Source organism: Rhodococcus sp. IEGM 1354, from assembly GCF_030056855.1.
Taxonomy (GTDB): Bacteria; Actinomycetota; Actinomycetes; order Mycobacteriales; family Mycobacteriaceae; genus Rhodococcoides.
The window spans coordinates 89,745-103,124 of the sequence record NZ_JASHKT010000013.1; the positions used below are offsets into that span (position 1 = coordinate 89,745).

Sequence of the window (13,380 nt, forward strand, 5' to 3'; positions counted from 1 at the left end):
ACCCATCACGTGCTAGAGGCTCAGAGCCAGCCGAAGACCACCGACCAGAACCACGGCTGCTGGAAAATCCACATCGGGTATCGGAATCCTTTCTGTGCGAACGGGTGTGAGTCCGAGGGTTGATGTCCCGGCGGGGCCGCGCAGCGCTGAACATGATGAAATGCGCTCACTGCGCGACCCTCGCGCCGGTCGAGCTACAGGGCGCGGGGGAGCTCCTGTAGCTCACGAGTGGGACTATCAGCGAAAGCCCACCCGAGTCGGGTTGCAGTCCGGACTGTCAGGTCTAGGGCTTACGGGTAGGAATTGACCGCTCATTGCACGATGTGGATGGACCCCACTCGGCTAGCAGGGCTCCGTCGTCACCGATGTATTGGTGGCGACCGGAATGCCCGTGCTCGAGCGAGCAGGCAATCAAGTCGCCGTGTGTCCGATTTACGACGATTGACACGCAGAACTGTTTCTGCGCGAGGAAATTTGGCACCATCGCGTCCCGTGCGGCACTCACCTTGATTCGCCCCCATAAGCCCGGCGAAAGCGGCGATGTCGGGCGGATACACCTGCCGTCGCACCTCTTCCGTAACGGCCCAACGCCGAACTTCGGCGACGGTAAATGCTGATGTCAGCCGTCGACGGCAACTGCGATGCGGCAAGGGCGAAAGACGCGAACATGTAGAACTCCCGACAGGAAAGATCGGACGGAACCTGTGAACAGACCGACCTGACGTCCCGCGCTACAAGCAGTGCCGAGATCGACAAGCACCGAGGAATCCCTTTTGGGCGCGCATCAGGACTGTAGAACAGGTTTGGTACATCGCGCAATTGGTTCAGCGTCGCGGAACTCGAGTCGGTCCAAGGCATGAGTGCAACGGTAGCGCGCAACTATAATTCGCACAAGAGTTTGCAGTCGTCGTCGATGAAGGAAAATGGGACTGTCTTGCAAGGTCGACAGGGAGTTGGGACAGTGCCGCGAAGCGGAGTTCGTGGGTTTCGCGCCGACCGGTTGCGGGAGCTACGGGTACGTGCGGGGTTGAGTGCTGACGACCTCGCGGCGTTAGTGGGTGCAACGAGGCAGGCGGTATCGACCTGGGAGACGGGGCGCTCGACGCCACCGCCTGCGACGCTTGGTCGGATCGCGAACGCCCTGCATGCGTCGGTTGCGGCGCTGGTTCCGATCCCGGAGTCTCAGCTTAAATTGTCCGACTTGAGGGTGCACGCGGCGCTGTCTCAAGGCGACGCTGCGCAGCTGCTTGGGATGTCGACCACCGTTCTCGCTGACATCGAACGTGGGCGCAAGCCCGAGAACGAGGAGCGCATCGAGTCGTTTGCCAAAGCGTATGGGGTGTCGACTCGGACGGTTGCGGCTGCGTGGAGCCGAACTCGCGATGCACGCACGACACGCGCGCAGTCCTTGTAGGCAACGCAACTATTAAACGCACTTCCGACGTTCGCGCTTCAACTGCGCTCAGTCCCTGAAGGGCTATGTGGATCCGTACGGATACGTAAACTTATTTACTTCTCGGACAATTCGGTCAGAGTGACGAGTGCGGCCGTGGTGTGCTGATCGAGCGAGACTAATACCGCGTCGATTGTCATCGGCTTCCAATTTCCGTCGAGAGTTCTGAAGCGAATCATGCCGTTGGTGCGTTCGCGGGCGAGTGCATTCGACATTTGCTTCGCAATTGGTACGTCGTCCGGATGAATTGCCGGTACCGGTTCGTCAGGAAGGTTTTCCCAGCAGATATTCGGTGCAGGTTCAGAGTTGTACCAGCGCAACAAGTTGAGAGTTCTGAGGTTGACAAGCGCGCGGTACTCGCCTTCCTTTGTGGAAGCCTCCAGGACGCGATGCTCGAGAATCGTGGGTGGGGGAGCGATATTGATTTCCCCTGCGGGGCCGATGTCGTGGGTGATACCCCTCAGGATGACTTCGGTGCCCGAAACCCCGCCTTCGGCAATCATCCGGCACGAGAAGTGCGCGGCCCGGAGTTCACCGTCGTCCCGCCTCACTGTCCAGACCGCTTGGTGAGTGGTGCCCGGCGCTGATTGCACGATTTTGGCCATGGCCTCGCTCTCGTCACGGTTGGTGACAAGTCGGGTGAACGCGCCCGCGAGTGCACGCTGGGTCTCGCGCTGGTCTTTCGCCACGCGGTAGAGGTCGAGCAGGTCGTTGCTCCCGCTTGCCGTGCTATTCGTGAGGTTGAACTGCCACGCCCCGGCGGCGTCTCGTGCAGGCGGGATCTCGTCGCGCTGGCCGAGCCACACCCACGCGCCGTGCGTGCGGCCGGCGAACGTTTGCAGTGGTTCGGCCATTACTCGCCTGAATAGGTCTTTGGATAGCCGATCCACTACGGCGCCTGTAGAAAGCGCCTCTGCGACCGCGGCAACTGCCTCTTCGCGGCTGGTGGAGCTGCGGAGTACTTTACGAGGTGGAACAAAGGATTTGGGCGAAGACCCAACTCCGATCACCGACGGCTCCGCGTCTCCGAACGTCTCTATCAGGATCCAGCTATTCGACATAGTTGACCGACCCCCGCAGGTCTGGTGAGTGGATTGTCCGTTGGTGAGGGCTTGTCAGCGTCGCCGCAGTGCTTTGAGCGCAGGTAGCAGTTGCTGGTAATGAGGGCCGAGCACGCGCGTGGTCACGTCGATGAGGCGAGCGTCATTCCCAATTGTCACCCGCGATTTTCCCTTCCACGCACCCGCGATAATCTTGCGGGCGGCCTCTGTAGGGGTGGTTCGGGCAATATGGCTATCGAATAGTTCGGCAGTCCGCGCCTGGTCGACGCCGGGTGCCGCCCGTGCTGTCCGCGCGATCGACGTTTTGATTCCACCTGGGATCACGCATGTCGCACGCGCGGTTCGTGACTCCAGGCGCAGTTCTTGGTTCAGGGCCTCGGTGAAGCCCCGAACGGCAAATTTGGAAGAGTTGTACGCCGAGTAGCCGGGTGCGGACATGACACCAAATGCAGAAGACACGTTGACGATCCGACCTCGACGCGACTTCAGGATGTCCGGCAAGAAGGCGCGAGAGCTGTGAACGACGCTCTCGAAGTTGGTTGCCATCACCAGATCGAAGTCGGCTGGAGGAGTGTCGATGACTTCGCCACTGTAGAGGATGCCTGCGACGTTGAAGACTGCATCGATACCGCCTAAGGCGGAGCATGAAGTTGCTGCCCACGAATCGATTTCGGTCCGGTCAGCGACGTCTAAATGGGTCGCACGTACGAGATTGCCGTAAGCCGAACACTGAGACTGTACGTCGAGTAAGGCATCGAAGTTTTGTCCGCGAGGGAAAGTGACCAGTTCAAACGCGCCAGCTGCAGGGCTACTTGACGGCCAACCCCCGAACCTGCGCCTGTGACCACTGCTTTCCATTCCCCTGGCATCTGTCCTGCGCCTTTCCGTTTCAGTACCATCAGTAACTAGGGACCGTAACGACTTCATGCTTCTTGCGCCAGCAACCAGCTGGTCTGTATTGCGGTTTGTGTTGAAGCGCTATTGCATTTTCCGCACCGTCTGTCATGGCACGCCAGGACAGCGCCGTTTGGCTCTGCACGGGTGTCGGTGACCTGCGTTGGGCGGCTGCTATGGACTTCCGGCCAGGTGGCACACCTGTGTTGCCACTCCCGTGGGCATTCCTGCGAGCGCCGGGTTGGCGACTGTCGAGCCAGAAGTCCCGCCCGCCGTTGCGAGGCGGATCGCGGCCGCTGTGCAGTCCACCCAGTCCAGGGGAACGTGCAAGACGTATGCGGCCGCGTGGAGACGCTTCACTAACCCGGTGCGCAGCAAATGGTCACGTGGCGCTCCCGGCGCACCCGATCACTGTCGCCGCCAAATTTGTCGACGCCGCCGACACCCGCACGAAGGCGGGGGATTGCGCCTACACCGTCGCCACCTGGATGGAGCCATCCAGTGGGTTTGGGTCCACCGCCCCGAACGGGAAGTGGCGCTCCATTTTCAAGTCACCGGTGCGCGCCACAGCCCGACCATGGCATCCACCAGATCCGTCCCGAAGCCCGTCCACTCGCGGGGGTTGCTTCGCTCTCGCTCGGCGCTCATGTGGACCATCAGCTGCCTCACCATGTCTCCGCGCGTCCTGCGCACCGATTCCGGGAGATCGCCGACGCAGCTCCGCACTCCCTCCAGAATCCTTCGTAGGGCAGGCGATTCCAGTGCGGTCTCGTAGACCAGGCCGCGCAGTGTCGGATCCGTCATCACCTGCGCACTGAACCGAGCGTAGGACGAGGGCTCACCGATCGATGCGAGATGCTCGATGTAGGGAAGGACGAGGCACGACACCCAGTCACGAAGATCGGTAGACCCCTCGACCTCCGTCAGCATCCGGACGCGGCGCTCTTCGATAGGCCGCGCATGTTTCTTGACGATGGCCAGTACCAGGTCGTCCTTGGTCCCGAAGTGGTAGCCGACGGCCGAACTGTTCCGCTGTCCTGCACTCTCGCTGACCTGACGATTGGACACCGTGAACACGCCACGCTCGGCGAACAGCCGTTCGGCGGCCACCAGGATCAGTTCGCGCGTGTCGTCGCTGTGCATGTGCACCCTTCCGTTTGCCATATTCAATCACATGACTTAAATTATTTAAGTCAGCCGGTTTAAATACTTTACCAATCAATTACCAGAGGAGCGGCATGTCTGCAATTTCACCCGACGACACGGCACCGAAAACGCTCGGCACCAACGGGATTGTTGCAGTCCTGGCGTTTGCCGGCATCGTCGTCGCATTGATGCAAACACTCGTCATTCCGATCATTCCGCAGCTGCCGACACTGCTGAACGCCTCTGCAGCGAACACCGCGTGGGTCGTGACGGCGACGCTTCTGGCCGGCGCGGTTGCCGTTCCGGTCATGGGGCGCCTCGGCGACATGTTCGGCAAACGCCGCCTACTCCTCGTCGGACTCGCACTTCTCATCCTCGGTTCCGTCGTCGGCGCGCTCAGTGACACCGTCCTGCCTCTCATCGTCGGCCGTGCACTCCAGGGTCTCGCATCGGGTGTCATCCCCCTCGGCATCAGCGTGATGCGCGACGTCCTGCCCCGCGAGAAACTCGCCGGTTCCGTCGCTCTCATGAGCGCCTCGCTCGGAGTCGGCGGCGCGCTCGGCCTGCCGGCCGCCGCGTTGATCGCGGAGTACGCCGACTGGCACGTCCTGTTCTGGACGTCGGCCGCTCTCGGCGTCGTCGTCACCGTTCTCGTCGTTCTCGTCGTCCCCGAATCGACGGTACGAGCGGGGGGCAGCTTCGACTTCCCCGGTGCCGCGGCACTGTCGATCGCGCTCGTATCGTTGCTTCTGGCGATATCGAAGGGTTCGAGTTGGGGCTGGACCAGCACAACGACGATGGGGATGCTGGCGCTCTCGCTCGCTGCGTTTCTGTTCTGGGGTTGGTGGGAACTACGCACACCGCTACCCCTCGTCGACCTCCGAGTGACCCTGCGGCGCCAGATCCTGTTCACGAACCTGTCTTCGATCGCCATCGGATTCGCTTTGTTCGCAATGTCTCTGGTCTTCCCTCAAGTTCTGCAGCTGCCCACCGAGACCGGATACGGACTGGGCCAGTCTATTCTCGCTGCGGGTTTGGTCATGGCCCCCTCGGGCATCGTCATGATGTTCGTCGCGCCGCTGTCGGCCCGCATCACCACTACGCGCGGACCGAAGACGACACTGATGCTGGGTGCTGCGGTGATCGCGGTCGGCTACCTCATCGGTGCCGTCACCTTGCATGCCGTCTGGCTCCTGGTCCTGATCTCGTTGGTGATCGGCGCAGGCATCGGCCTGGCGTACGGCGCGATGCCTGCACTCATCATGGGCGCGGTCCCGGCGTCGGAGACCGGAGCGGCCAACAGCTTCAACACCCTTATGCGTTCTCTCGGAACCTCTTTCGCCAGCGCGGTCGCAGGCGTCATTTTGGCTCAGCTCACCGTCAGCGTCGGCGGACGGGAGATCCCGTCCGAAGCCGCGTTCCACGTCACGATGGGTGTGGCAGCCGGTGCCGCTCTACTGTCCTTCTTTCTGGCGGGCGTCATTCCGAAGCCGAGCAGTTCGTGGGATCCAGCACCCCGCGGCGCGGAGCCTTCGGGTTTCCCAGTATGAGGGCAGTTGGGCCCCTCAATATTCGGGCATCGATAGCTTCCCACCGCGTCCTCCTGTTCGCGTACGGTGCGGATATGAGATTTGCCACCGCGATAACTCAAACAGCAGTACTTTGACCACTGTGGCTGGGTCGACTTATATCGGCCAGTCACACGTCGAGCCTTTTCGATCGGTGTCGCCGAGAGCGTCGCGATTCCCCGTTTCTGTTGATTGGCTTCGCAGATGTGTACCGCCGCCGTAGTGAATTGTTGGAGACGGCGTGCAACGACGTCGCCTGCAGCGGCACCACGGCCTCCGCATCCAACTCCCAACTCCCAACTCCGGGAGTCGATGACCGAACAGGAGTGAAGACCGACCAGAAGATTAGGGGAGCAGCAAAAGCGTTGCTGTATAACAACGTCTATGAGGCCTGCCTGGCCTGCGCCTACATCCCGTGGGTGCAGGGCAGGCGGTATTCGATGGCGGCGGACGACCGTTGGTCATCAGAGTACAAATGCCAAGGCGTGCGGTTGCAGCGCAGCTCGCCACCACCTGCGGGCGGTGATCCTGGCAGCCGAGAGCACCATCCCGGTCCGGGCCTTCTCATGCGTCCACTAAAACCCAGACGGAGCGGGGTCTCTGTACCACCTTTTGCCTTCGACAATTTCAACTCCCGCCACCGGGTTGCTGGGCTTCACCCCGGCAGCTCTGTTCCCCGTCGCCCTGGCGGGCGACGGGGAACGGCTCGTACCTGGTAGCTATCTTCGGCCGCAAAGCCGCCACCAGACCGAAGGCGCGCCGCAAAACGATCACGGACGTGACCGTTTTGACGAATCTGTCTACGGTGTCGAGCTGCTGCTCCTTCTCGGCGCGTTCAAGGCGGTGCATTCCCAGGGTTGATATGGGTGGAACCCCTGATGCGCGAGAGACGACGTTTCGGCAAGGTGGTCACTATGCCCGAGCCGAGCAGGTACTCAGGAGATTCACCCGTCCGGTCCGGGAACATAGCGGGACGCCGCGGGGAAGTCTTCTATTGCACCGCATAGTACTTACACGCCTGACGCCCTGATGGGTAGGAGTTTTCACGCAACAATCAGGCTCGCCTTTAGCGACAATAACCACCCATCACCCGAGTGTTGCCATTCTGACCGGCTGTAGATGGATCAGCAGTGCCGAATTGAGCTTCTGCGCGCGCCCTCGAAACGCGCCTGTCCGCCAGCCCATGCCTGTCGTACGACCTCCGTTCCTTCTTTTGTATCACTTCGCCTTGGGTCCACAGCTTCGTCCCCGACAACTCACGTCGGCTCACAGAACGGACAGCACACTCGTGCCTCAATCACGCTCGGCCCGAATACCGTTCATTGTCGCGTCGATCCTCACATTCGTCATCGTCGGCCTCGCTCTGATCCGTGCCGCTACCGTGCACGAGGTCGTTGATCTCGCGGTCTTCCAAGATGCAGGGACAGCGTATCTCCACAAAATGCCCTTGTATTCAGACGAATTCCCCACACGATCCGGCCTACGCTTCATCTATCCACCGATCGCCGCGGTTATGTTCGCACCACTGGTTCTGCTCGACACGATCACCCTTCAGTTCAATTGGACCGCACTCAATATCGTGCTCGTGTGGTGGGTTCTCAACGCCTTGCTGCGACGACTCGACGTCGTCCGGCCGGCATTGATCGCGTGCTCCGCACTCGGTGTTGCTTTGCTCATGGAACCTGTTCGGTCCAACCTAGATCTCGGGCAGATCAATATCGTCCTCATGGCGCTTGTCGTGGCCGACTGCACAGACTCGGTGCCGAATCGATTCCGGGGCATCGCCACGGCAGTCGCGGCGTCCGTCAAGGTCACACCGGCAGCATTCGGACTGTATTTACTTGCCCGCGGTGATGTCGCGTCGATCAAGCGAGCGCTCGTCACCGCTGCAACGCTGGCGATGGTCGGGTTCTGGTTGCTTCCCGGTGCCTCGGCGTACTTCTGGCATACCGAATTCTTTGCCACCGAGCGCGGAGGGGTGTACGAATTCGGACGTAACCAGGCACTGACCGGTCTCATATCACGGTTGGGTGCCGAGGGCTCAGTCAGAACCGCTCTCTGGCTGATTCTGGCCACGGCTGTCGTCGGCGCCGCGGTGTGGTCCGCGCGACGGTTCGTGCGGTCGGGTGAGACGGTCGTGGCGTTCGCGGTGATTGCGTTGGCATCGCTGCTGGCTGCTCCGTTCGCGGTCAATCATCACTGGGTCTACGGTGTAGTGCTCCTCCCGCTTGCTATCGCCGATCGGTACAGGTCCTGGCGGCCACTACTGATGCTGGCGATCATCGTGTTCGTCCTCAACCCCTATCGAGTGCTCGATGGAATCGGCCCGTCGACAGCATGGTCTGAAGTCGTTGTTCGGCAGGTTGTGGGTAATGCGCAATGCCTCATCGGCGTGGTGCTTCTGATCGCCGCGGTGCTCCAAGCTCGTTCGCGACATGCGACCCGCAAACCGGAGCTGGAAAACTCCCTCGTCTGAGGTTGCACACATGATGCTCAGCGACGCCCGGCATCGCGACTGTTCGGTAGCGTTCCGTGCGCAGTCTCCTATCTTCTTGTCGGAATGGCGATGTTTGCGCAGTAGCGACCGTGACCGCCTGGGAAAGGGGCACGCGACACCACTACTTGACCGATTGAGGGCGAGGCTTCGCATAAATACCTGGGCCATCTGTGCGGCCACTTGTTGGCTGCATCGAGGATGTCGGGCCAGGATGCAGACCCAGCCAGGGCCTGCGTCTACTTCGCCGTACCCACCGCGCAGAGCACTACCGACTAGGAACGGGTGTGGACAGGCAAGCAGGTAGCCGCCCGGCTCGCGGCCGCCCGGTTGTTTTTCTTTCCACCCTCGCGCTACCTGCGCGGTGGGTAGTCTGTTTCTGTGCGACTTCTTCCGTCTGATTGGAGTGCACGTCTACACGAGTGACGCTGCCGGAGAGGTGGGCGTCTGGTCTCCGCGAACCGAAACTCTGTTGCTCGAGAAGCGCGGGTCGTATGTCGGAACGTGTTCAATACGGAGGATGTGTGAACGAGGACCTTGGTGGCATCTATCCCGGTATTTGCGTCGACGTGATCGCAGATGGCGCTATTGCGCGTAGCGCAGACGGGCGCCGGATCCTAAACCGGGACGTGTCGCACGACGAAGCGGTACTACGCGCCCTGTTCGCTGAGCTGGCGGCGCAAGGTTCGTACTGATAGCTGTCGATCGACCCTGCGGCACTAATCGACCACGGTGGCGGACGACATGGGTATCGACCCATTTTGCGACTGGCGATCTGCGACTGATTCGGCACCGCGGCCGGACAAGTGAAAGCCGCCGCCCATGCGGGCGAAAAAAACCTCGACGGGATCTACTTTCGGACAGCGGTATTGATGCAACATCTATCGGTATCGGGACCGCCCATCCTCGCGCCATCGCAATCTTTGACCTTGGTCGATACAGAACTCGGGCCGCATTTGACATCGATCAACGCCGCATCGACAAAATTCTCGCCGAAGCCACGTCGACCGCCCATCGCGCCTGTGACCCAATGGCGGTGGCTTCAGAGTTCCACTGAGCAGAATTGTTCGTTGTGATGCCGATCGCTGCAGACAAGACGGTCATCAGAGGTCCGGGCTGAGCAGATGCTCCTCCGGTCTCTTCTGGTCGGGGCCGGCCCACCGACTCAGGCCAGTAGGCGGCGTTGCATGCCTCTTCGATGTCTGCCGTGATGCGACCGCGTTCGCTGATCTTGCACCCTTGATCGAATGCCCACTGGCGAATCGCCCGTGCCTGGTCGGGTTGACGTTTGACCGGTACCCGAGCGTGCGATTCAAAGGTAGTGGAGGGCTTACGCTTACGGCCACCAACTCGGGTCGAGTGCTCGATGTGGTGCCTGACTTCCTTGTGAAATCCGCTGGCATTCTTGGCTTTCAGGTCGATCGAGTACTCGATTCCGTTGTTGGCCAATTCGATCGGCTCGCCGGAAGCGGCGTTGATGACCGACCCGTCGGTATCGTCTACCAGTTTGGTCGTCATTCGTTTGGCACAGCCGTATCACCTTCCGTCACCCATTACTGGTCTATAGATCTCGGGCCCCTCAATCGGTGGCAGGACGACGCGGTGAACGAGCGATCCAGCCAGAGGTCCACCCGAGCTGTGCACTTGCTCACTGACCGCACCCACAGTGTTCCGCCACACGTGCAGCCAGCTATTCTGAGACAAATGAGGTCACGTGGCGGCGAGCTCAACTCACTCGCACCTGCCGCACAGCAAGTAGTCGATGCAATCCCCCTCCCGGCTCTCGTCCACGACACCGACTTCCGCATTATCGCCGTCAATTCAGCTTGTCGGGTAGCGGCGAACCTGTCCCGTACGTATGGCGTAACCCGCGACGTCTTCGCTTTCGTACACCCGACAGCACATTCGGCCATCCGAGCAGTCACACAGAAGCTGCTCGCCGACTTCTTTCGGACGGGCCGATATCCAGCCCCGCCGATATCGGCGATGCGCCGATTACAGCAAGACGACGACGTCCCGGTCTCGAGCTGGACACACACCGGACTCACCGTCATCGACGGTGTACCGGTCTTCGTCGTTGCACTCGATCTCGCCAATCCGATCAGTACGGAAGCAGAAATATGGAGAGAACGCGCCGAACGCGACGATCTGACCGGACTGTTCCGCCGCAATGTGGTCTTGTCGGTACTCGAAGACTGGCTCGCCGACAGTGGTGCCGTGACGGTGACGTTCGCCGACGTCGACCACTTCAAACGAGTCAACGACGGTCACGGCCACGCGGCCGGCGACACGGTGTTGTCTACGCTCGCCGACCATCTCCGTGCCTTGTCACATAACGACAGAGTTGTCTGCCGCTACGCGGGTGACGAGTTTTTGATAGCGTCCCGCAGACCCATTCAACCTGACGGAGGCTTCGCCTGGATCTTCGACGAACAGCGGTATCTGCGCCGCTACATCGAGGCGGCGGCAGATGCCGCACTCCGTGCCCTCGGGACAGCCGGCAGTGAACGCATATCGCTCAGTATCGGTGCAGCAGAAAGGCTTCCCGACGATACGGCCGCTACACTCATCCACCGCGCAGACACCGCGATGTACACGAACAAAGCTCATCGTCCAACGAAACAATTCCGAGAACCATGATGCAGTCGCCGATCGGTATTCTTTCCTGCAGCAGCAGCCCGTCCGAGGCTGAGACCGACGCTGCGGTTCTAGGGATCAACGCTACCGACTGGCAGAGCGCACGGGTTCGTCATTGTCTTCATTCGCCGCGGGCCTACCTAGCTCGGTAATTGCGTCCAGAACACCCCGGCGAATCGCCACTCCCGCGACCAGTTCTACAGAGAAATCCTCGACGTCGTCTTGGCGGCTCGGGGCCCGGGTGTCTCTGCGGCAGCTGGATTCCGAAGAGTTGATGAGGGTCTGATCTGTTCCGGCGGCGCGTTGAGCAAAAAGATGGATGTCTATCCGAGAGCATCGACCCGGTACGACCCGATCGATACCAAGCTGCCCCGCCAACGCCGCGGCAAGCACTCCACCCGAATCCCACGTTATGAGGAGATCTGCTCGCGAGCGGCGCCCCTGTCCCTACCAGCGGTCCGTTGACGCCACCACACCCGGCGACACCCCGCATCATTGATGACAGGGGCGAGAAGTCACACCGAGTCTGGCGACCGTGGCCCTCGGTTCCAAGGAGTAGCTAAAAGACACCGAGGGAGATCCGGCAGGCACTCGTGCTGTGCGCAGGTTGGACAGCGTTCATCTCTTGGCGACGGGTGGACTCATTGGAAATGCGAATGCGAAAATCCCCGGTCAGCACTTTGCACAGATCAATCGGTCCATTCTCGGCAGCCATCCGTCTCGGTGCTTCGGGGTGTACGCCCATCAACCGCGGTCCACATGCGCAATCGGAGCGGCATCCCGCCTCCTCGCCACCTGGAGAGAGCGACCGTGGGAGGCCGTCCATAATCCTTTGCGTTGCGGGTCATTCGATAGCGGAGTTGCAATCACGGCCTGGCTGTCGATGGCGTAGTCGAACAACATCGGACCACCCACGTTCCATGTTGAAAGCGATAGCAACCGGCCGGTTCCTATCGCCGAACACACAGCCTTCGATGGAGTTCGTTTGCCTCGACCAGCTTCGCGCACCAGTCGAGTCGGATGGTCGTCAAACCTATTGAGCGGACCCTGCACGAATCTCGGATCGCGTAATTGCATGCATCGAAACTGCGTAGGCGCAACGCAACTCGACACTCCGATGCCCTCTGGCCTGGAACGTTCGTTAGGCTCGTTCGGTGACACACTCAAACTGGGACGGGTATGTCCATGTACGTGGTGCTACCGAGCACAACCTGGCCGCTGTCGATGTCGACATACCCCGCAACGCCTTCGTCGCGTTCACAGGGGTGTCGGGATCCGGAAAGTCGTCATTGGCTTTCGGCACCTTGTACGCCGAAGCGCAGCGACGCTACTTCGAGTCGGTCGCTCCCTACGCGCGTCGACTGCTTCAGCAAGTAGGCGCACCCCACGTCGCCTCCATCACGGGACTTCCCCCAGCCGTTGCGTTGCAGCAACGCCGGGGTTCGCCCAGTTCACGCTCGAGCGTCGGCACCATCACTACCATGTCCAACCTGCTCCGAATGCTGTACTCCCGGGCCGGCACCTATCCCGACGGTGCATCGTTGCTGCCGGCGGAAGCGTTTTCGCCGAACACTGTCGCCGGTGCCTGCCCGCGATGCGGCGGCTTGGGTCAGTTCCATGATGTGACAACGGAACTGCTCGTTCCTGACCCGTCGCTGAGCATTCGTGAAGGCGCGATCGCGGCGTGGCCGGGTGCCTGGCAGGGCGCAAACCTGCGCAGCATCGTCAGCGGCTTGGGTATCGACATCGATGCGCCATGGCGAACGCTGAAGAAGAAGGACCGAGACTGGCTTCTTTTCACCGACGAGCACCCCAAGGTGTTCATCGAGCCTGAAGAGGGCCGAGTCGACCACGGTTACGAAGGTAAGTTCTGGAGCGCACGTAGTCATGTCATGCACGTTCTGGCGGACTCGAACAGCGAGCGGATGCGGGACCGCGCGCTGCAGTTCACCGAGACCGTCCGCTGCCCGAAGTGCTCCGGCAGTGGACTACGCGAGGACGCGCTGGACGTCAGCATCGCCGGCCACTCGATTGCCGAGATCAATGCGCTTTCGCTGACAGAACTTGTCGCCGTACTGCGCCCGGTATCCGAACAGTCGGGGGAGGCCGCTGAAGTGGCGGTGCGCA

Annotated in this window: 8 protein-coding genes and 1 pseudogene; 5 read left to right on the top strand and 4 right to left on the bottom strand. The window is 61.1% G+C overall.

Annotated features, from left to right (window positions below):
• Nucleotides 1–913 precede the first annotated feature (913 nt).
• Nucleotides 914–1,414 (top strand): helix-turn-helix transcriptional regulator, encoded by a 501-nt coding sequence (locus QM588_RS22395; protein WP_283316666.1) that lies wholly within the window; start codon nucleotides 914–916, stop codon nucleotides 1,412–1,414.
• Between the two features lie 95 nt (nucleotides 1,415–1,509).
• Here the strand turns inward: QM588_RS22395 and QM588_RS22400 are convergent, their stop codons facing one another.
• The 3 genes from QM588_RS22400 to QM588_RS22410 all read right to left on the bottom strand — a co-directional run bounded on the left by QM588_RS22400 (nucleotide 1,510) and on the right by QM588_RS22410 (nucleotide 4,551).
• Nucleotides 1,510–2,514 carry a GAF domain-containing protein gene (locus QM588_RS22400; protein WP_283316653.1) on the bottom strand — a complete coding sequence of 335 codons (1,005 nt, stop codon included), beginning with the start codon at nucleotides 2,512–2,514 and terminating at the stop codon, nucleotides 1,510–1,512.
• Nucleotides 2,515–2,568: 54 nt separating this feature from the next.
• Complete coding sequence (locus QM588_RS22405) at nucleotides 2,569–3,372, bottom strand: SDR family NAD(P)-dependent oxidoreductase (protein WP_283316655.1); 804 nt, start codon at nucleotides 3,370–3,372, stop codon at nucleotides 2,569–2,571.
• Between the two features lie 582 nt (nucleotides 3,373–3,954).
• A complete protein-coding gene (locus QM588_RS22410) occupies nucleotides 3,955–4,551 on the bottom strand; it encodes a TetR/AcrR family transcriptional regulator (protein ID WP_283316656.1) in 597 nt (198 codons plus the stop codon).
• 95 nt (nucleotides 4,552–4,646) lie between these two features.
• Between QM588_RS22410 and QM588_RS22415 the strand changes: the two genes are divergently transcribed.
• Both QM588_RS22415 and QM588_RS22420 read left to right on the top strand, forming a co-directional pair.
• On the top strand, nucleotides 4,647–6,104 hold the full coding sequence (locus QM588_RS22415; protein ID WP_283316657.1) for an MFS transporter: 1,458 nt from the start codon (nucleotides 4,647–4,649) through the stop codon (nucleotides 6,102–6,104).
• Between the two features lie 1,399 nt (nucleotides 6,105–7,503).
• Complete coding sequence (locus QM588_RS22420) at nucleotides 7,504–8,598, top strand: glycosyltransferase family 87 protein (protein WP_283316667.1); 1,095 nt, start codon at nucleotides 7,504–7,506, stop codon at nucleotides 8,596–8,598.
• A gap of 984 nt (nucleotides 8,599–9,582) precedes the next feature.
• Here the strand turns inward: QM588_RS22420 and QM588_RS25750 are convergent.
• Nucleotides 9,583–10,134 carry a histone-like nucleoid-structuring protein Lsr2 gene (locus QM588_RS25750; RefSeq protein WP_336620093.1) on the bottom strand — a complete coding sequence of 184 codons (552 nt, stop codon included), beginning with the start codon at nucleotides 10,132–10,134 and terminating at the stop codon, nucleotides 9,583–9,585.
• A gap of 186 nt (nucleotides 10,135–10,320) precedes the next feature.
• Here QM588_RS25750 and QM588_RS22430 point away from each other — a divergent pair, with 186 nt between their 5' ends.
• Both QM588_RS22430 and QM588_RS22435 read left to right on the top strand, forming a co-directional pair.
• Nucleotides 10,321–11,256, top strand: coding sequence for a GGDEF domain-containing protein (locus tag QM588_RS22430; RefSeq protein ID WP_283316660.1), 936 nt, complete (start codon nucleotides 10,321–10,323; stop codon nucleotides 11,254–11,256).
• Nucleotides 11,257–12,407: 1,151 nt separating this feature from the next.
• Nucleotides 12,408–13,380 (top strand): annotated as a pseudogene (locus tag QM588_RS22435) (ABC transporter); the annotation flags it as partial.